23 protein-coding genes are annotated in these 20082 nt (G+C 39.3%); 16 read left to right on the top strand and 7 right to left on the bottom strand.

What is annotated here, in order from left to right; genetic code table 11:
- Window positions 1-92 precede the first annotated feature (92 nt).
- Window positions 93-956 (bottom strand): DMT family transporter, encoded by an 864-nt coding sequence (locus tag VHO47_02945; GenBank protein HEX2978051.1) that lies wholly within the window; start codon window positions 954-956, stop codon window positions 93-95.
- Window positions 957-1409: 453 nt separating this feature from the next.
- Here VHO47_02945 and VHO47_02940 point away from each other — a divergent pair, with 453 nt between their 5' ends.
- The 15 genes from VHO47_02940 to VHO47_02870 all read left to right on the top strand — a co-directional run bounded on the left by VHO47_02940 (window position 1410) and on the right by VHO47_02870 (window position 12309).
- Window positions 1410-1943 (top strand): CarD family transcriptional regulator, encoded by a 534-nt coding sequence (locus VHO47_02940; GenBank protein ID HEX2978050.1) that lies wholly within the window; start codon window positions 1410-1412, stop codon window positions 1941-1943.
- A 3-nt stretch (window positions 1944-1946) separates the two neighbouring features.
- Window positions 1947-2966: a tRNA (adenosine(37)-N6)-dimethylallyltransferase MiaA gene (miaA, locus tag VHO47_02935; protein HEX2978049.1), complete on the top strand. Its 1020-nt coding sequence runs from the start codon at window positions 1947-1949 to the stop codon at window positions 2964-2966.
- A complete protein-coding gene (locus tag VHO47_02930) occupies window positions 2963-3604 on the top strand; it encodes an SPOR domain-containing protein (GenBank protein ID HEX2978048.1) in 642 nt (213 codons plus the stop codon). Before miaA ends, VHO47_02930 begins: the two co-directional genes overlap by 4 nt.
- Before the next feature lie 14 nt (window positions 3605-3618).
- A complete protein-coding gene (locus tag VHO47_02925; GenBank protein ID HEX2978047.1) occupies window positions 3619-5604 on the top strand; it encodes a peptidylprolyl isomerase in 1986 nt (661 codons plus the stop codon).
- 5 nt (window positions 5605-5609) lie between these two features.
- Window positions 5610-6674, top strand: a complete 1065-nt coding sequence (gene recA, locus VHO47_02920; GenBank protein HEX2978046.1) for a recombinase RecA — start codon at window positions 5610-5612, stop codon at window positions 6672-6674.
- A 23-nt stretch (window positions 6675-6697) separates the two neighbouring features.
- A complete protein-coding gene (infC, locus tag VHO47_02915) occupies window positions 6698-7240 on the top strand; it encodes a translation initiation factor IF-3 (GenBank protein ID HEX2978045.1) in 543 nt (180 codons plus the stop codon).
- 17 nt (window positions 7241-7257) lie between these two features.
- The gene (rpmI, locus tag VHO47_02910) at window positions 7258-7449 is read left to right on the top strand and encodes a 50S ribosomal protein L35 (GenBank protein ID HEX2978044.1); all 192 of its coding nucleotides are present in this window, start codon (window positions 7258-7260) and stop codon (window positions 7447-7449) included.
- A gap of 22 nt (window positions 7450-7471) precedes the next feature.
- Complete coding sequence (rplT, locus tag VHO47_02905) at window positions 7472-7819, top strand: 50S ribosomal protein L20 (GenBank protein ID HEX2978043.1); 348 nt, start codon at window positions 7472-7474, stop codon at window positions 7817-7819.
- Between the two features lie 85 nt (window positions 7820-7904).
- The gene (locus VHO47_02900) at window positions 7905-8132 is read left to right on the top strand and encodes a hypothetical protein (GenBank protein HEX2978042.1); all 228 of its coding nucleotides are present in this window, start codon (window positions 7905-7907) and stop codon (window positions 8130-8132) included.
- On the top strand, window positions 8129-8401 hold the full coding sequence (locus tag VHO47_02895) for a cell division protein ZapA (GenBank protein ID HEX2978041.1): 273 nt from the start codon (window positions 8129-8131) through the stop codon (window positions 8399-8401). The genes VHO47_02900 and VHO47_02895 overlap by 4 nt, the downstream gene beginning before the upstream one ends.
- 138 nt (window positions 8402-8539) lie before the next feature.
- Window positions 8540-10105 carry a ribonuclease Y gene (gene rny / locus VHO47_02890; GenBank protein ID HEX2978040.1) on the top strand — a complete coding sequence of 522 codons (1566 nt, stop codon included), beginning with the start codon at window positions 8540-8542 and terminating at the stop codon, window positions 10103-10105.
- A gap of 3 nt (window positions 10106-10108) precedes the next feature.
- Entirely contained in the window at window positions 10109-10918 is an 810-nt protein-coding gene (locus VHO47_02885; GenBank protein ID HEX2978039.1) for a TIGR00282 family metallophosphoesterase, read from the top strand.
- Between the two features lie 10 nt (window positions 10919-10928).
- Window positions 10929-11387, top strand: coding sequence for a hypothetical protein (locus VHO47_02880; GenBank protein ID HEX2978038.1), 459 nt, complete (start codon window positions 10929-10931; stop codon window positions 11385-11387).
- A gap of 119 nt (window positions 11388-11506) precedes the next feature.
- The gene (locus VHO47_02875) at window positions 11507-11914 is read left to right on the top strand and encodes a hypothetical protein (GenBank protein HEX2978037.1); all 408 of its coding nucleotides are present in this window, start codon (window positions 11507-11509) and stop codon (window positions 11912-11914) included.
- Entirely contained in the window at window positions 11911-12309 is a 399-nt protein-coding gene (locus tag VHO47_02870; protein HEX2978036.1) for a hypothetical protein, read from the top strand. The genes VHO47_02875 and VHO47_02870 overlap by 4 nt, the downstream gene beginning before the upstream one ends.
- 38 nt (window positions 12310-12347) lie before the next feature.
- On the opposite strand, the gene VHO47_02865 is transcribed toward VHO47_02870, so the two are convergent.
- The 4 genes from VHO47_02865 to VHO47_02850 form a co-directional block, all read right to left on the bottom strand.
- Complete coding sequence (locus tag VHO47_02865; GenBank protein HEX2978035.1) at window positions 12348-13289, bottom strand: hypothetical protein; 942 nt, start codon at window positions 13287-13289, stop codon at window positions 12348-12350.
- Between the two features lie 154 nt (window positions 13290-13443).
- Entirely contained in the window at window positions 13444-14412 is a 969-nt protein-coding gene (locus tag VHO47_02860; protein ID HEX2978034.1) for a prolyl oligopeptidase family serine peptidase, read from the bottom strand.
- Window positions 14413-14807: 395 nt separating this feature from the next.
- Window positions 14808-16145: a hypothetical protein gene (locus VHO47_02855; protein HEX2978033.1), complete on the bottom strand. Its 1338-nt coding sequence runs from the start codon at window positions 16143-16145 to the stop codon at window positions 14808-14810.
- 53 nt (window positions 16146-16198) lie between these two features.
- Complete coding sequence (locus VHO47_02850; GenBank protein HEX2978032.1) at window positions 16199-17557, bottom strand: Nramp family divalent metal transporter; 1359 nt, start codon at window positions 17555-17557, stop codon at window positions 16199-16201.
- Window positions 17558-17679: 122 nt separating this feature from the next.
- Between VHO47_02850 and VHO47_02845 the strand changes: the two genes are divergently transcribed.
- The gene (locus tag VHO47_02845) at window positions 17680-18798 is read left to right on the top strand and encodes a hypothetical protein (GenBank protein HEX2978031.1); all 1119 of its coding nucleotides are present in this window, start codon (window positions 17680-17682) and stop codon (window positions 18796-18798) included.
- Window positions 18799-18818: 20 nt separating this feature from the next.
- Here the strand turns inward: VHO47_02845 and VHO47_02840 are convergent, their stop codons facing one another.
- Together VHO47_02840 and VHO47_02835 are read right to left on the bottom strand one after the other, a co-directional pair.
- A complete protein-coding gene (locus tag VHO47_02840; GenBank protein ID HEX2978030.1) occupies window positions 18819-19394 on the bottom strand; it encodes an NUDIX hydrolase in 576 nt (191 codons plus the stop codon).
- Window positions 19395-19402: 8 nt separating this feature from the next.
- Entirely contained in the window at window positions 19403-20074 is a 672-nt protein-coding gene (locus tag VHO47_02835) for a 4a-hydroxytetrahydrobiopterin dehydratase (protein HEX2978029.1), read from the bottom strand.
- Between the last annotated feature and the right edge of the window lie 8 nt (window positions 20075-20082).

Below are 20082 nucleotides of genomic sequence, written 5' to 3'. Positions count from 1 at the left end.
AATGGAATAGTGCTGCACGCATTGGGTACATTGATGATATGGTTGAAAAAGAACTAAATGGCAGCTTGGTAAACAAGGCACGCCATTGTTACTTATTTTGATGATTTTATAAATAACGCAACACCGGCAAACATTATTGCTCCTGATATAATCACTCTGCTTGTGCAGGTTTCTGAAAGAACAGGAATTGCGAGTAATGTTACAAAAACCGGAATTAAAAAACCAAAAAGAGAAAGAAGCGTAGCTGAATATTTTTTGAGAAGTGATGCATAGAGCGGATACGCCAAAACATTTCCTATAAAGGTGGTGTAAAGAACCGCAAAAATAAGTTTACGTGAATTCAGGTGGGAGAGTTGCAAAAAAAAATCGGTTGGGCTGGCCATGAGCCAAGCGAGTGCAATCGATCCGGAAATAATCATCATACCAGCATTGAGTTGTCGGGGGGTCAGATGAGTATCGACCAAAATCTTTTGTGCCTTTATCCATCCATACCTGCCGATTACCATAGCAGCAAACGCTGCGCAACTAGCGATGGGAGCTCCAGTGCCCCATCCTGAAATACCATCATAGCAAAGTGAAGCGCTGCCGATCATTGCCAGAGCGATTGCTAGAAATTGCTGAACATTAAGCGCTTCTTGGAGCGTCACAAAAGCGATCATCGCGGTAACAATCGGATCGAGACCAGCAATGAGAGCCGCCTTGCTTGAGGGGAGGTGTTGCAACGCGTACGCTTTAAGAAGTGAATTAATGAAGGTGGTACAAAGCGCAATAAGGGTAAGTGGCAAAATAAAATTCTTAATATTTTTGAGAGCGGATCGTTCGTACCATAAAAGTACTAATCCGCCACCAAGCATTCGAATCGCAACGAGCGCCATGGGCGAAAGAACGCTCAACGCAAACTTGTTGGCGATAATAGCGGAAGCTAGTAAAAAGAAGGTAGATATAAGCAAAAACACAGATATTGCTCCGTTATTCCCTTAAAAGGCGCCTTATTTTATATTTGATACTTGTAATAAAGAATACTTCATTCTATTCGATCTAGCAAGGCGATTGCACGTGCGCTCATTATAATGTGCACAAGAAGGCATTGTGAAAAATATTAAATTCTTTCAATGTGTGTAAAAAATAACATCGAAAATGCTCGTGGCGATTAAATTTAACCTATGGCCAACGCTTTAATCTTTTTTAACAAATACAAGGCGCGTGGTTAAAACTTTTATCTGAGCAAAACGTCGAAATCGTTTTTTTTCAGCGCGGTAGATGTTAAATTTTAAAAATAACTAAACTTTTTTTCAACGAGTATCTCGGAACAATTTTAAATCGCGTTCGTTTGTGCTAGACTGTATGCAACAGGTAAAGCTTTTTCGGTAGGTGTGTTAACGCACGTGCTTACAGAAAAGGGAGTACGTATGATGGTTCGTTTTGAACTGAACGAAAAAGTTGTATACCCGGGACATGGTGTCGCCAAAATTAATCGTATTGTAGAAAAAGTTATTTCTGGAAAAACAACAACTCTTTATGAATTGAGATTCATAAATAAAGAGATGACAATTTTGGTACCGGTTAATAGTCTTGAGGTGAATGGGATTCGCCCACTCAGTTCTCAAGATAGCATTGAAGTAGTTTTTGAATTACTTTCTCAGCCATCTCCAAGAAAAGCCCATCAACAAGTTACGAGTAATTGGAAGCACAGAAATAAAGCTTATCAGGGAAAACTAAAAGAGAATAATCTGAGAGCGACTGCTGAAATTTATCGAGATCTAAAATCTATAGAACTTAATAAAGAGCTTTCTTTTTGCGAGAAGAATCTTTTGCTGCAAGCTGAGATGCTTTTGGCGCAAGAAATTGCCCATGTGCAAAAAATTGGTGAAGAAAAAGCTATAGAACATTTACGATCTTTTTTTGGATCGATAGGCCACAAAGCATCACAACAAATACTATAATGTATGAGCACCATAAAAAAATCTTGCCCGGATCTCCTTGATCGCCAACGGCAAAAAATATCGCAGAAACAACCTGCGATTATTATTTACGGACCTACCGCCGTTGGTAAAACTGATTTGGCGATTGAACTGGCACGCTTGATGAATGGTGTGATGATTAATTGTGATCTAGGGCAATTTTATGAGCCACTTTCGATAGGAACTGCAAAACCATCACTTGATCAACTGGATATTCCGTACGCATTATTTGATATAGTTTCTCAGCCGCGGCCAATCACTGCGGTTGAGTATGGCCGTTTAGCGGTGCAAGCACTAGAACAAGCTGGACAAAAAGGGCAGACGCCAATAATTGTTGGTGGCAGCGGTTTTTATTGTATGTCACTCCTTTTTCCCATGAATGAACCTATGCATATAAAAAGTGCACCGACGGCTGATCGACCACCGTATTCATGGAAACTTCTTGAGCAGATCGATCCGGCGCGCGCTCGCGCGATTCACCATAATGATGAGTACCGGATAAAACGTGCACTGGACATTTGGTACGAAACTGGTCAATTGCCATCTTCCGTTCGGCCAGAGTACCGTCCTTTCGGACCATATATCTTTATAATGGTGACACGAGAACGAGAAGATCTTTATGCGCGGATAAATCAGCGCACCGATCAAATGCTGGCATTATCGGATGATAAAACGCTCAACTGGATAAAGGAAGTCCAGATGCTTTCTCCAGAATGGCAGCAGTTTGTGTCGCAAAAAAAAATTCTTGGGTACGATGACGTTGTACGCTTTGTACACAATGCAGACTATTCTGCACCTGCGTACAAAATGCTCAATGAAACGATCGCACAAAAAACGCGTAACTATGCAAAGCGGCAACTTACTTTTGGGGCAATGATGGTACGCACTCTTGGAAATCTTGAAGATGGGCCTTCAATTATTACCATTAACTTAACAACTACCAATAGTTGCGACGCGGCGCTGTATATTAAGGAAATGATCGCACAAAAAAAAGGATTATTATGAAAGATTTACATGATATAAATTGTACTTGTAACTGCCATCAAGATCCTTGTGTGATACTTGATAGAACTCAAACGGCAGTTGCAACATCTTTATTGATCGTATTATTAATAGGTGTATTTTGCGCCGGTTATTTAATGGGTAAAAAAGCGGCAGTGGATATGTTTACGCATGATGTTAACGAACAATCATTTGCTGATCGCTTACATCATTCAATGACAACACTTTATGGAACTGAACAATCAGTTCTTGATGGAGCTACCAATCAAGATGGTCAAAATAAAGAAGAAGTAACAACTCAGGATCTACCTGCGCATGCAGCTATTCCTCATCCAAAGATTGATGCAAGTGCTCAAACAGCCGCGTCTTATTATGCTCAGTTGATGAGATCAAACGTACAAAAAGACGCTCAAGTTTTAGTTGCCCGATTGCAAAAAAGAGGAATTGCAACTACGATAGTAAAACGAGTAAGCTCAGGTCGTTCGCGTGACGGTAAACCGATCACAAAAACTTGGTATACGGTCAACACCGCATCATATACAACAAGACCTGAAGTAGAAGCACTTATTAGTTCAATAAAAATAACCGAACCGTCGTTGAAAAAAGTGCAGATACTCCAAACAAAAAATCGCACTCAATGAAAGGTAGTAAGATCATGACATCTGCTCAACAACGCATGTTGAAAAATAAATTTGCAAAAGCAATTCTCTGGATTACTTTTTTTTCTATGGCCGGAGGAAGTTTGCTTTTCTCCCCAAATCTGTTTAAGAGATTTAGCGGCGGAGCGCCAGCTATTGGAACGGTAGACCATGCTGCAATTTCAGTAAATCAATTTCGCCAAAAAGTGGTTCATGAAGCAGAGCGCATAGAACTCTTTAAAGAACAAATGGGCCCTCAAGCTGAAATGATGATGCGCATGATGGGTATCAATGAAGATCCGCGCGTACTTGCGGTGCAATCACTTATTGTAGAAGCCATTCTTAATACCGTTGCAGACGCACTCGGCATTAAAATTTCTGGTGACTTCCTTGCGCGCAAAATGCAAGATCCAATATTTGTTGTTCAAGAATTGCGCGACACGGTTCCGTTCAGTGTTGTCGATCAACGCGGACAGATCTCTATGAATATGCTCCGCTATTATTTGCAAACTCACGCAATTACGCTTTCTGATTTCGAGCAATCTATTGAAGAAGCACTTCGCCGTATTATGGTACGCGATATGATTTGCCTTTCTCATTATATTTCAAACCAGGATTTGAGAGACGCGTTTATTGCGCGCTATATTCCGCGCGAATACAGTATGCTTACGTTAAAATTAGATAAATATCTTAAAGAGTTGCGTACAAAGCCACTTGATCAAAAAGAATTAGAAACTTTTTTTGCTGAACAAAATAGTGCTTCCAAGCGTTATTGGTCATCAGAAAAACGTTCAGCGAAAGTTTATGAATTTAAGCAGGATCAATTTGGTTTGAAAATACCCGATGAAGCGATTGAAAAATATTACAGCGATCACAAACCAGATTATCTAGAATCTCCTGTAGAAGTACAAGTGCGCAGAATTTTGGTAAAGCTTGATGAAAAGCTCCCAAATCAAGCTCTTGAACTTATGCAGAAAATTAAAGAAGAGTTGAAGCAAACTCCGGGTAATTTTGCAAAACTTGCTAAAGAACATTCTCAAGATGCATCAACCGCTTCAAAGGGCGGACTTCTTGGGTTTTTCAAAAAAGGCGAAATGCACGAAGCGCTTGAAAAAGCATCGTTTAGATTACAAAACGATGGCGATATTTCTGATATCGTTAAAACAGACGCGGGTCTAGAATTGGTGCAGCGAGTAAGTCGTAAACCGGCAGTTTATAAAACATTAGCAATGGTAAAGCCGGAAATTGTTAAATTGCTTACCAAGCAAAAATTTGATGAGCAATTTACTCGTGAAAGCCGCGCTCTGACAAATCAATTGCGCACCAAGCCAGAGATGATTGATGCTTTTGTACAAAAACATCAGGGTATTTCGCGCAATGCTCAAGTAAGCAGAAAAGATACGAGCCTCCTATCTCAGCGTATTTTCAAGAATCCACTTCACGAATGGACCACTTTTACCAGCGATGAAGGTATCGGCTATATTCTTGAGACAACCGGAATTGAGAAAAGTGCCGAAGTTCCTCTAGAAACAGTAAGAAAAGTAGTGGAAGATGATCTTTACTATGATAAAGCACGTAAAGCTATGAAAAAGGTGCTACGCGAAGCTCAAGCTAAAGCGAAAACCGCTTCTCTAGCAAGCCTGAAAAATGAGCTTGGTTGTCCGGTTGAATCGACCGGCATGGTAACGCCTGACGATAAAGAATCGATAGATGCACTTGAAGCTAAGCATTTCCCAATGAGCGCAATAAGCAATCTTTCAAAACCGGGGGCTTTGCATGCGGCAGAGCAAGGCGATACCGCCTATATCTTGAAATTGGAAAGCATGAAACCGTTCGATGAAGCCCTTTTTGCGCAGAAAAAACAGGAATTGATGGCAGAACTCTCCCAGCAGCAAAAAGAGCTTGCTTATAGGGGTTATATTGCGTCTTTATATAGAAATGCTACAATTAAACTTACTCAAGATAGTAATTCACAAAATGACAGTCTACCACTGGAAGATTAACTACTATGACCGCCCAACACGAAACGAAAATAGCTCCCGCTAAAGCGGCACCAGCTTCAGAGAATAGTGAAAACCTCAATAAGAGAAAAATGCTTGAACTTACCTTTGCGCAAATCGATAAGCAGCATGGTAAGGGATTGGTTATGTTTCTTGGTGATGCAAAACTAGAAAAAGCGCCCGTTATATCTTCAGGCTCGATTTTAATTAATGATGCGGTTGGCATAGGCGGCTATCCATTGGGCAGAATTGTTGAGATTTACGGTCCTGAAGCGTCGGGTAAAACCACCTTGGCCCTTCATGCAATAGCCCAAGCTCAAAGAAATGGTGGTATTTGTGCTTACATTGATGCTGAGCATGCTCTTGATACCTCGTACGCTGCAAATCTAGGCGTTAATATAAACGATTTGATTATTTCGCAGCCCGATTACGGCGAGCAAGGGCTCGATATTGCTGAAATGCTGGTACGATCTGGCTCGGTGGATATAGTTGTGGTCGACTCAGTTGCGGCTTTGGTGCCTAAGGCTGAGCTTGATGGTGATATGGGCGATGTTCACGTTGGGTTGCAGGCACGTTTGATGTCTCAAGCGTTGCGTAAACTGACCCCGGTTGTTCATAAATCAAAAACCGTGTTGATCTTTATCAACCAGATTCGCCACAACATTAATAGTATGCCGTTCGCCAATAAAGAAACGACCACCGGCGGTAATGCGCTTAAATTCTACGCATCACTTCGCTTGGATGTTCGTCGTATTGCGTCTCTCAAAAAAGACGACAATCATTTTGGTAACCGAGTTTCTATTAAGGTGGTAAAAAACAAAATGGCGCCTCCATTCAAGAAAGTTGAGCTTGATGTGCTTTTTGGCGAAGGCATAAGCCACGAGCTTGATGTTTTGGACGCTGCATTGCATTATGGTGTAGTGGAGCAGTCCGGTGCATGGCTCGCTTTTGAGAAGAAAAAATTTGCGCAAGGAAGAGAACAGGCTCTTGCTCATATGAAAGAAAATCCTGAGTTTGTGCTTCAGGTAGAAAGTGCTATCGCTCAAGTACAAGCGGCACAAAAAGAGAAATAACACCGTATAAAGGTAAAAATACGTTGAAATCAATTAATATTCAAAAAACTGATCAGTTAGTAAATGAACAAATTCGAGCTCCTAAGGTACAGGTAATCACCCTTGATGGGGGAAATGCAGGAGTCATAACACGCGAAGAGGCGTTGAAACTGGCTCGTGCTGCCGACCTGGACTTGGTTATGGTATCTGATACCGGACAAGAAGGAGTTCCGGTTGTAAAGATTATGGATTTTGGTAAGCTTTTATATGCCAAAAAGAAAAAACAGGCAGAAGCTAAAAAGCACCAAAAGACAATTCAGGTAAAAGAGATCAAGATGCGCCCTAAAATTGGCGAGCATGATTATCTTACCAAATTGAAGCAAGCTGCCGGCTTTTTAAAAGATGGTAAGCACGTGAAAGTGACTCTTATGTTTAGGGGTCGTGAAGCGGCTACGAGCAGAGAGCGTGGTGCTGAGATTTTTGAAAAAATCGACCTAACGCTTGCGCACGAGGGGCTCACTAATCTCTCGCACGAAAAAGACATGAAGAGTTCATCTATGTGGTCTCGAATTTATTTTGTTAAATAGTTGAAAGTTTTGCTATTATGCCTAAAATGAAAACGCACTCTGGTGCAGCAAAAAGATTTAAAAAATTGAAAAGTAATTTGGTAAAAGGCGCTAAAGCTGGCCGTCGTCATTTGATGACATGCAAATCAGCTTCCAAAAAACGTGGCATGCGCCGTGCGTTATATGTAAATAGCTGCGATATTCGACATGTTAAATCGTTATTGCAGTAGTAGTGATCGATAAGGATATATTATGACTCGTGTAAAACGTGGACTCGCAACTAAGCAACGTCATAAAAGATTATTAAAACAGGCTAAGGGTTATTGGGGACAACGCTCCAATATTATTCGTCGTGCAAAAGAAACTGTGCTACGCGCAATGGCTTATGCTTATAAAGGCAGAAAGCTGAAAAAGCGTGATATGCGTGGACTTTTCATTACTCGAATTGGTGCCGCTTCTAACGAGCGCGGTATGCCGTACAATAAATTTATGCATGGTCTTATGAAAGCCAATGTTTCTCTAAATCGTAAGATGCTTAGCCAACTTGCAATTTTCGAACCAGAAGCATTTTCACAACTGGTGCAACTCGCGCAACAATAGGTTTATTGACAGCGCTTAGTGCGCATCGGTACACTACCATCAAGTAGAAAAAATGATGGTGTACATGCGTAAAAAAGGGGAGCGTATGGAAATATTGCAGGCGCTTGAGCAAAAAATTATGCACCTTGCTGTGTTAGTTAATGAGCTCAAGGCAGAAAATGCTAGGCTAAGTGAAGAAAACGAAAAATTAGTACAAAAGCTTACAACAGTTCATAGCGAAGAGCTTATAAAAGAGCGTCTGGCTACGAAATTGTTCGTTGATGATCTAATTAAAAGTATTGATTCCTTAATAAGTAATGAAAAAGCATCATGAAGCGGGAAGCAAAAAAATATACGGTCATGCTTTTAGGTGAGCCGTATACGCTGATCAGCGATGAACCTGAAATGCACATCATGCAAGCGGTTTCCCGAGTCGATGCGCTTATGAACGAATTGAGCGAAAGCCTTAAGAGCAAAGACGCTAAGCGCGTTGCAGCACTTGCGGCACTTCAATTTGCTCATAAAAACCTATCGTTTGAAGAACAGTTACGTTCTTACCAAGACGAGCTTATTGCACGGATTAATCGCCTGACGGGATCGTAGGGTTATTGTTTTTTTGTGCGTTTGCATGCGTCTTTTTTGATGCTTTCCATAATGCTTGCCCTCTTGATTAATATTGAAAGAGCGCCACATCGCTAATGCGGTGGGCTTTCCAACGAGGATATCATAGAGAGGATCAACATGATGACGTTATTACTCCAGCTTGGGGGCGTCGCAGCCGCGTTAGCTTTTCTTGGAGGCATCGCGGTACTTATTTTTGCGAAATCAAAATATAATCAAGCACAGCGTTTTTTTGATGAAGCGGTTAATACCACAAAAAACATTAAACGTGATATTGAAAATGAGCGTCGCGAATCTTTGCTGCGTCTCAAAGATGAATTGCATAAGCGAAGAAGTGAATTTGATTTAGATATGAAGCGTGAGCGGTTAGAGCTCGAACGTTTTCAAAGTAAATTGAATGCAAAATACGAAACGCTTGAAAAAAAAGAGCAGCGCATTGAAGAGCTAACGCAAGAAATTCAGCAAAAAGAACGCAATCTTTCTCGCGCAAATGATCGTTTGCTCGTGAGTGAAAACAAAATTAAAGCTGTGTATGCCGAGCTTATTGCAAAACTTGAAAGCATTACCGGTATGACGCGCGATGAAGCTCGAAAAGAGCTTTATAATACGCTTGATGAAGAAGTGCGTATGAGCAGCCAAAAATGGATTCAAAAAGTAGAAGAAGAAGCGCGCCAAACAGCTAAAGACAAATCTAATAATATTGTCGTAACTGCAATGCAGCGTTATATTGCCGATCAAGTAGCGCCACATTCCTCAGGTATTGTTCATTTACCAAGTGAAGATATGAAGGGCCGCATTATTGGTAAAGAAGGCCGTAATATCAAGGCGCTTGAAATGGCAACGGGAATGGAATTTGTCATTGGCGATATTCCAGAAATAATCACTATTTCTGGTTTCAATCCGATACGAAGAGAAGTTGCACGCCGTGCATTGGAGAAATTAATCACCGACGGTAGAATTAACCCAACGCGTATTGAAGAAACGGTCGGACAGTGCGAAAAAGAAATCGACGAAATGGTTCAGGAAATGGGCAAAGATGTAACGCTTGAGCTCAATATTCAAGGTTTGCATCCTGAAATTATGACGTTGCTTGGAAAACTTTTCTTCCGTACCAGCTTTTCTCAAAACGTTTTAATGCATAGTAAAGAAGTTGGCCTTTTCTCCCGCATGATAGCGGAAGAACTTGGGCTTGATGGCACCATGGCACTTCGCGCTGGATTACTGCACGATATCGGTAAAGCGGTCAGCGCAGAGGTCGAAGGGCCCCACGCATTAATAGGTGGCGACATTGCTAAACGATGCGGCGAAGACCCACTTGTTGTAAACGCTATTGCTGCGCATCATGAAGAAATTATATTTGCTTCTATTTATAGCCCGATTATTATGATTGCCGATACGATTTCTGCATCGCGCCCCGGTGCTCGACGAGAAACGCTTTCTGCGTATATTAAACGGCTTGAGAAACTGGAAGATATTGCCTGTTCATTTGAAGGTGTTAAAAAATCATATGCACTGCAAGCTGGCAGAGAAGTTCGCATAATTGTTGAAGAAGAAATGCTGGATGATGATGCAGCAGCAACATTGGCACGCAATATTGCGCGCAAGATCGAACTTGAAATGGCGTTTCCTGGTCAAATTAAAGTAAACGTTATTCGCGAGAAGCGTTCAATCGAATATGCGCGGTAGATCATGAGCATTGTACGAATTTTACTCCTTGGAGATGTGGTTGGGCCTGCAGGATGCGCGATGGTGCAAAAGCATTTGCCAAAATTGCGTGAAAAGTATGAAATAAATGGCGTAATCGTTAACGGTGAAAATAGTGCGGATGGTCGCGGCATTACACCTAAATTAATGCACTTTTTTAAACATTTGGGTGTTGACGTCGTCACGAGCGGAAACCATATCTGGCATCACAAAGATATTTTTGAATATTTAAAATATAACACCGATTTATTGCGCCCTGAAAATTTCCCTAATGAATGCCCCGGAACTGGCGTTACTACTTTTTCAATTCATGGCCAAACAATTGGGGTTATAAATATTCAAGGACGCGTATTTATGCGAGAGCATCTTGCCTGCCCATTTAAAACGATGGATTCTGCGCTCACTTTTTTGCAAACAAAGACAAAAACAATCATTGTCGATTTTCATGCTGAAACAACAGCAGAGAAAATTGCCATGGGCTTTTTCTTGGATGGAAGAGTTAGTGCAGTTGTCGGAACTCATACGCATGTACAGACTGCGGATGAACGCATTCTGCCAAATGGTACCGCGTTTATTACCGATTTAGGAATGGCCGGTTCTCTTAATTCTATGATCGGCATGAAAAAAGATGCGATCATTAGGAATTTTATAACGCAAATGCCGGTAAAATTTGTTGTGGAAACAGAAAAACCATATTTTATGTGCGGCGTCGTTATCGAAATTGATACTGCAACTGGAAATGCGCTCAAAATTGAGCGTGTCAGGTTGGATGATAACGAACTCGTTGTCTCTTAGAGGGATGATCATGCGCGTATGCAGATTAAGTGTTTTAACGGTTGCATTATTTTTTGTATTGACTCAAAGTAGTGCTATGGATACGGGGATCGATTTTGAAGCATCCAAAAAAAAGATTGTATTTATTGCTTTCATAACGGCGGGATACCGAGACGAGGATATTAAGAAGTTCATGGAAATTGATCCCGAAGAGATTATAGATATTAAAATAAAAGCGGATTTCCAACACGAGGGAAGCACGATCGGGCGTGTCTATAGCGCTAAACTGAAAAAAGGCGGTTTGATTGTTGCCGATTATTGCAATTTTGAAGGTAAACAAACGAAAAAGTGCACTCGGTACGTTCCTAACGTTCAAGTACCCTTAGTTTTAGAAGAGGGTGAAAAATATTATACGATGATTGAAGAAAAATATCTTGCCCAAAAATCTCAGCGATCCACCATTCAACTTTCCAATAAAAACTCTCAATAATAAATTATTTTAAAACGATTTATATTTAAATATTGCAAATAGATTATTTTTCAATCTATGCTAGAACTATTGGTTGCATGCATGCGCTGGATTGAAAAATAAAAAAATGAGGGGGAGGGATGAGACTAATTCGATTTATTTTTTTGCCAATCTTTTTCTTATCTTTTTTTTATTACTCTTGCGCGATGGAAAATTCAGAAGTATCAGTGGTTAATGACCAATTATCAGATACACCACTTATAAAAAAAGAAACTGCATCTATTAAAAAACTTAAAATAGTTTCGATCACCAAAGAGCAAAATCTCGAGAACGGTATCTTCGAAAATCCGCACGGTGGTATTTATTATACCGCTAAATTGAATGATGGCACCGAATTGATCGCTGCACAGCACCGAGATGAAAAATTTTGCATTAAAAGAACCGATAGCGACGAGGGAATTATCATATCCGAGCCAATACCATCAGATTGTTTTGATGAAATTAAATTATTATTTGATCAACAAAATGGGATAAGGCCGATCAAATGATTCGAATATTAATCTGCATTTTATTTTCTATTTCAATCACCGCCATGGAAGCCGATATGGATGAGTCAAAGAGGCAGGAGTATGCGCAGATAGCGCTTTTTCAAAATGGATTTTCAAAAGAGGCAATAGAGAAACTTTCTATTGTTAATGCTGATGATATTGCAAAGGTAAAGCGTCTCACGTGCGGATTGGATACAGAAAATCAAATCCATAAAAATAAAATCTATATTGCAGAATTGAAAAACGGGGACGTTATTGTTACAGATTATTGCGAAGTAAAACAAAGAGTAACGTGCAAAAGGTTGGTGCAAATTCCTTTAGACCCAAAACTGATTATTGAGCTTCCCCTTAAATCATCGTACTATGAATTAATAGAAAAGCAATTTAAAAGTTAGCAAAGACTGGGTTAAATCTGTATCATAATAATATGAATTCATTCTTTTTTTTGCAGTTTTTCTTCCGCTTCTAAAAGTTTATTGAGGTATATAATATCTTCTAAGCGGCTGAGAGTACTAGGATGAGTTTCGCTACCGTCATCTTTCTCTTCTTTATGTAATACTTCCAGATGTTCCTGAACGAAAGCTGCATACTTTTTATCAGTTGAGGAAATGAGAAGATCCGCTTGTCTTTCTACTAAATGATTCATTGCTTTTGTAAAAAACAAATTTTCTTTTTTCAACCTTTCTTTCATCCAGGTTTCCCCTACAATGGCGTGCGTTATCTCATGAACTATTACGCCCTTGTTATATTCTTCGTTAGAGGTAACTTCAATATTCAACTGGATTTCACCATTTTTGATGAACGTAATGAGCTTGCCATCGCTTTCTTTTAATGTTTTCGGTTCATCTTTGAATGTTTTTACGTAAAAATATTTTTTGGATAATAGAGAATGACTATCAACGATGTTATTAATAAGCGATTGCAAGTTAGCCGGTATAGAATCTGAAAACTGGACGGTCGGGGCAGGGTCAATCATGGCATTATTTAAATCAGATGATTCTTTTAAGAGGGCTACTGTTTTCAGCTTAGGATTTTCCGTTTTGTTTTTTACCAACATATTGAAGTAGAGATGCATCCAACGGTAATTAAAAAAGCTAGAAATGAATTTCGCAATCGTAAGATCCTCTTGATGAATTAGTTTTACAATATCTTTTACGTCGTGCGTCTTATTGTACGGTTGCAAAATAGAAGTAAAGCGCTCATGAGACCCGCAAATCAGTGCTTTTTTGATAGGTAGTTGAGCAAGATCGTGAGTAGCATTATTATTTAAGGAACTTTGAAATTGGTTTTTAGTATTTTTAGAGTTTCCCTCCTCCATCGGGAAGAGTACGTGTGGAATTCCAAAAAGCGCTAAAAAGATGAGTGATTTTTTCATAGATTTCTCCATTTATTTACTATTTATTAATATTATGCCAAATAGGAAATAAATGTCAAGTGGGCTATTTTTCGAGCTCACTATAAGATTAGTTGGGCTTATCTATGTTTTTTTGATAAGCTGCTTCTGTACTGATGGGAAATGCACAATCTGGCTAATCTTCTTGATCATCGGAAAGATTTAAAGCTCTTTTATCACGAGCTTGCACTTCGGCAATTCCTGGTTGTGCAAGCGCTAAGAACGCTTCGCCATGCTTGGCGAAATCTTCTTGGTGCGGCAACCCATATTTTTTATAAAAAGCGTGCACCGCATTTTGGTACATTAGAGAATGTTCACTGTTCATTAATTTTCCGTGATCACCAGATGGAAGTTCGAGTAAATAAACATGCTGGTGCCCGGTTTCTTTCAATTTTATATACAATTTTCGCGAACACTGAACTGGAACGACTTTATCTTTTGCAGAATGCACAAATAATATTGGAACATGCTGCGGAATATATGAAGCAACTTTGCACGGAGCGATACCGTCCAGATTGAGAGAAGGGAACTGTGATTGTGCGATTTTGGCACCTATTTTTTCTGAAAAAGGAAGCCATTGTACGCCAAACCGCTTGAGAAGATGATTGATTACAGATTTGAACGAATCAAACGGAGATTCAAGAACGACTGCTGCAACATAATTAGGTTGCGCGAGTGCTAGCAAATTAAGAATCGTTGCCGCTCCGCGTGAAATCCCTGTTAGAACCAAACCAGCTCCGGGTAATTGAGCGAGCGCTGCCACGATAGTAGCATGGAGTTGATCAATATCTTTTTTTTGACCTAAATTTACATGTTCTTTTAGATACTCGCCTTTATCATTCTTTGCATCTGGAAAATTAAAAAGAACTACGGGATCATAAAGAAACCAATTCTGATTTTTTTTTAAATCTATTTCGGGCACTTGCGCAAAAAGAGCGAATTGTTGCTGAGTTGCGCCTAAACCGTGAGCAAATAAATAAGCAAATTGCGGTTTTTCTGCTTGTGAAAAACCTTTACCATCTTCAGCAGCACCAATAGCTAAAAATAAGCATATAAAGACGCAAAAAATACCCCATGCGCCTCTGCGCATTTGGAATATGCTCATTACTTAACTCCCCTAAACTATCCCTTGATACTAGTATAAAGAAGTTTTAAAGAGGCTCTCAAGGATTTAATAGATCATCAATAGAGCAAGCCTAATAATTTCTTTTTTCTTAAGCTAATTTCTTTATTTATTTGACACATTAACTATCTCTTTCTGAATTAATAGAGAAAACCAATAGGGCTTTAGTTAAGGGCTAATTTTATATAAAAAACCTAGCTGAATCGTTGATTTTGCGTGCTAGCCTTTGTTATCATTGTAATTAGGAGATGGGGAGGTAGTTAGAAGCTAAGCTCTCTACATGCGTAAGTATAGACGAGAGACGTAGGGTTAAACCTATGAGTTCCCATCTCACTTTCAATAAAATCGCCAAAATCTGGCGTTTTTTTATTTTAGAACTATTTTCCAGCACCGTGATTGCATGGATGATCAAAAGTGCCATTCTCAAGGTCTTTAATGCATCCAGGACAAACGGGCACGAATGCATCTTTAATCTTTTGGGCATGTTCCTTAAGTTTTGCTATACGCTCTTCAACCAATTCAGGATTTACTGATGGGGTGATAAATTCACGCTCGAGTGAATCGTAAGCATCCTGAGCTTTCTTGAGATTTGCATCCTGAGCTTTCACAAAACCGATTATGCATGCACGTATTTTTTGAACGAGACTTTTCTCCGCTTCATAATTATTCTGGGCCTGTTTTTCATTTTCTTGTGCAGTTATCGTTTTAGATTCTGCTGATTTCACTTTCGATTCAGCCAAATCGATTTTTGATTGAGCGATTTTTGCGGTATTTTCTGCGTCAATTAATTTTTTCTGATAAGCATAACTCGCCAACTCTGCCTGTGTTTGTCTAGCTGTTGCGTCAATTAATAAAGCTGCAGCTTCTTGTTCTTTTGCTTTCACTTTACGCTCTTTTTTTACTTCCAACTCCCGGTGATGGCGTTCCGTTTCTCGGCGGGTAAGCTCTTGCTTGTATTCAGGCTTTTCGCTCAATTTTCCTAATTCAGCGTTTAATTTCGTTATTCTGATTTCAGCATTTTTTTGAAGCATTTCAAATCGAGTGTTCTTTTTATCGCTTAATAACTCTTTTGATTTATTAAGCGTCTCTATTAAATCGGCGACTTCATTATTCAACATACTTATTTTGCGCATATGCGGATAAGGATTGGAAGCATCCGGCTTTGCAATTGGAAGCTCAATATAATTGTTTGCCAAATAATTGTTTATTTTAAGAAATGGCCAGCGGCTTTCGACTAAAATTGATAATTGTTTTGCAGCACTTCTATTTTTATTGATTTCTGAACGCATTTTATTAAGAAGTTCTTTTTTTTCTGGATTCAAATCTTTAAGTAGATCTGGTCGCATCGATTCTTTCAAAAGTGCATCCGATTCTGTAAAAAATTCTGAAATTTTTTCGGTTAATCTATCGGCTGCATTCCTATTGCTAAAGAGATAGTTTTCTGTTTCTTGCTCATCTTTAAAACTGATAATAATTGGATCTATTTTCTCTTGCAGTGCATCCGCTTTTAAAAGAAGTGAATCCACATTGGGCGGTGTTGAAGAATTATACCACCATAACCCAGAAGCGACCGATCCACCGATTGAAAGACCTGCAAGCCCAGCAAAAATCGGATTTTCATACCATTCTGTGCATTGAGCAGGTGCGGTAATTATCAAAAAAGTGGCCATAATTACATTCGAAATTTTCTTTTGTGCAGATACTGAATGATTCATTTAAGTTCCCATTTAATTCTAAAGAGCGTTTTTTGTTGAAATAATAGCAAATCTTAGCTTAAATAACCAACCGCTAGATCAAATAAATACTTACAATTAAGCCCAATAATTAAGGCAGCAGAAAGCCACGCAAGGATCGTGATCAAGCGAGAATTAACGTGCGGGCCCATTTTTTTTCTGTCGCTTGTAAACATGATAAGTGGAATAATCGCAAAACCTAACTGAAAGCTCAAAATGACCTGGCTTAAAAGAAGAAGTCGTGCAACGCTCGCATCCCCATAAAATAGAACACATATAATTGCAGGAACGAGCGCGATCGATCTAGTTAACAGTCTTCGCATCCAAGGTCTGAGACGTATTTCCAAAAAACCTTCCATTACAATTTGACCAGCTAAGGTCCCGGTCAACGTTGAATTTTGGCCTGACGCAAGAAGAGCCACAGCAAAAAGTGTGCTTGCAAGCGGAATTCCTAAAAGTGGGCTCAAAAGCTGATACGCTTGCTCAATTTCTGTTATTTCTTTGTAGCCTCGTGAATAAAATACTGCCGCAGAGACAATTAAAATTGCTGCATTTATGAAAAAGGCTATCGTCAGCGCGACAGTTGTATCTATCGTGCTGAACTTAATCGCTTCACGCTTACCCTCTTTTGTTTGATCATGTTTTCTTGTTTGCACAATTGACGAATGAAGATATAGATTGTGCGGCATTACGGTCGCACCCACTATCCCAATTGCTATGTACAGCATTTCAGGATGAGAAAATATTTCTGCTCTAGGGAGTAAATTTGAAATGATTAAGCCAATGTTGGGAGATGAAATAGCAATTTCGTACCAAAAGCAACCAGCGATGACCGTCATCAATAGAATTACTATTCCCTCAACGTATCTAAAATGGAATTTTTGCAAATAAAGCAATGCAAAAACATCCAGCGCTGTTAAGCATACGCCAATAAACATTGGGAGATTAAAAAGTAAATTTAAAGCGATTGCAGAACCTATAACCTCTGCCAAATCTGTGGCACAAATTGCTATTTCACACAATACCCATAAACCCAGCGTAATCGGTTTTGAAAAGTGATCTCTGCATGCTTGTGCCAAATCTCTTCCTGTAACTATCCCCAACTTTGCTGCTAAATGTTGCAGCAGGATCGCCATGAGATTTGAAAGCAGAATAATGGAGAGTAAGGTATAGTTAAACGCAGATCCAGCAGCAAGATCGGTTGCCCAGTTTCCCGGATCCATATATCCAACCGCTACCAAATAGCCAGGTCCACCAAAAGCAAGCATCTTCCGCCACCAAGGCCATGCAGGATTTATTGGAATCGTGTGATAACTTTCCTGCAAACTTGGGGTCGTGCGATTTTTGCGCCAAGCGTTAGCAATTGGTATGGTCAATTTTTCTGTAGTAATCATTGTTATCGCTTTATTCGTAATGTTAGTCGTTCTTCTATGATAAGCGAAAAAACGAGTTATCGATACTATTTTTTATATGGAAGTGTATGGTAAGATCTTTACATAATCAGGAGAGAGCCTTTATGAAAGCAATCAAAAATTTAATCTTGGCATTATGTATTTTTTCGAATGCCCTTAATGGGATGGAACAGAAAAAAGGTGAATTTGCATTAGAAAGAAACGATGATGATGTCGCACTCTATCCCGAACTTAACCGAAGAATCGATAGAAAAGGGAATGTGATCGGTACTGCCAACGGTCATATTTACTGGCAGCCAGATAGCAGCGTTGATAAAAATAGTATTAGTTTGAGCCCGAATGGAGAACGACTTTCCTATTGCAGTAGCGATGCGAACGGCAAAAATAGAATGTTTTGTTTTTATAACTTGCAATCCGAGAAAGCCGAAGCGCCTATAAAGCCAAAAGATAAGCCCGAACTCGATTCTCATTCATCAGCTTTTTTCGTAAGCAACGATCTGGTTTATCTGCATTCTGAACATGGGTATCCCCTGCACCCGGGAAGTGCGGTGGCGGATGATTTGCCGGTCTACACATTTTATGATCTTTCTACGCAAGGATTTACCAAAATAAAAAATAGAAAACTTTTGCGCGGGTTTGCGGCTATTAATTCAAAATCTGTTTTGTTTGCTGCAAGCGAAAATAAATCTCCCTATCGAATTTATGCAATAGATCCCCAAAATAAAACAATTAAAGAAACCGGTATTACCACGCGTATAACTCCGCATGTTGAATCAACGCAGGATGGATCGGTCGTTGCTATTGGCGATTTAGAATGTGTAAAGGCATATAGAGAGAAGAACGGCATGTACGATAGAGTTGGGACATGGAAGTTTTTAAGAAATCATATAACAGCTTTTGCTTTCGACAAAAACAATCGCTTAATCATTGCAACTGAAAATGGCGATATTTGCTTTTCTGATACTGAATTAAAAGCATCGCTTATTCTTTTGAATATTAACACGATTGCAAATCATGCAATAAAGGGTATCGAACAATTTTCAGGAATTGTTACAAAAATGATGCCACTCAATAATACGATTATTGCCACTATCATGGATACTAAGACGAAAAAGCGCGACTTATATCTTATTAACGGGGATTTTAATAAAAAACTAGAAGAATTAATAAAGGTGTGCAAGAAAGAGCTAGATAAAAGAAAAAATGCGTGTGTCACTTTATAATTTATAGTTATTAAAAAATTTTATTGTTTTTCTTTTAAGCTTTGGGCAAGCGGTTTTATTAAAGACATTCTTTTCCATTTTTCAACCATGCGTGCAATTGAACGGCTTTCGGTTGGTAATTCATCGTTCATGCCAAACCACTTGAGTTCTTTCGATTCTGAGTTTTGTACAAACGAATCATTACTGTTAACTGCAAGAAGAAATCGAACATCATAATGATAATGTTCTTTTTCCTTCTTATTTGCGGGAATGAGATGAATATCGATATCGAATATCTCAGTACTTACAGGCGCAATTTCATCAATCCCAGATTCTTCTTGCGCTTCTTTAATCGCGACCGCCAACACATCTGATTCACCATCGCAATGGCCGCCCAACTGTACCCACAAATTTAATTTGGCGTGGTGCATTAAGAGAACTCTTGAATGATCTTTATTTAATAACCATGCAGAGGCAGTAATATGCCCAATTTCTAGTGATCGTTCAAAGCATTCAGGATTATCGAGAATGAATGCGAGCATGCGACTTTTATATATCGCTTCTTCATTGGTTGGTACATAATTATTAAGGCATTGCAGCAATTGGTTTCTTTTCATTATTTTCCTTAATTTTCGATGTACGTTGTATATTTATCTGAACGGCCTTTAGCCTTTTCGATCGGATATTTTTTTCTATTGTGTTCCAGTTTTCGTTCAATCGCTTTTGCAATATCGGTATTAAATCTATTTGCAAATGCGAGCGATGCAATTAAAACATCGGCAAGTTCATTCTCGATTTCTACCCGTTTGCTTTCATTATTTTTTTCTTGAGATGCGTCGGTCCATAGAAATGGTTCCATGAGTTCTGCTGCTTCAGCAGCAATTGCCATGCTTAAATTCTTTAAACTATGAAATTGCGCCCATTCTCTTTCTGAAATGAAAGTTTCGACCTCATTTTTTAGATGAGCAATTGTGACGGTGGTATCTTGAGAAAACGGCTTTTTAATAATTTGCTCAATTTGACTTGCTAGAACTAGGTCTTTTTCTGTAACCCCGGCGGCGCTGTGTGTCCAGAGCGCCAAGGTTACCTTATTGTACGAGATGGAGATATCAGGGTGATGATTAATTTTTTGTGCATACTCACCAACTGCATTAACAAACCGCAGCGCTGTAGCAAAATCGCGCAGTTCAAATTGTTTGTTCATGAAGTTGTGGGTTGGAAGATGATAGGCGCGCCAACCTGGTAAATTCGAAATAAGATCATTAATTTCTTCCAGCGTTAAACGTGTTGGATTCATGACAGGTC

The sequence above is a fragment of the Candidatus Babeliales bacterium genome, from assembly GCA_036260945.1.
Classification (GTDB): Bacteria; Babelota; Babeliae; order Babelales; family JACPOV01; genus JACPOV01.
This window is presented reverse-complemented; position numbering and strand designations above follow the sequence as displayed.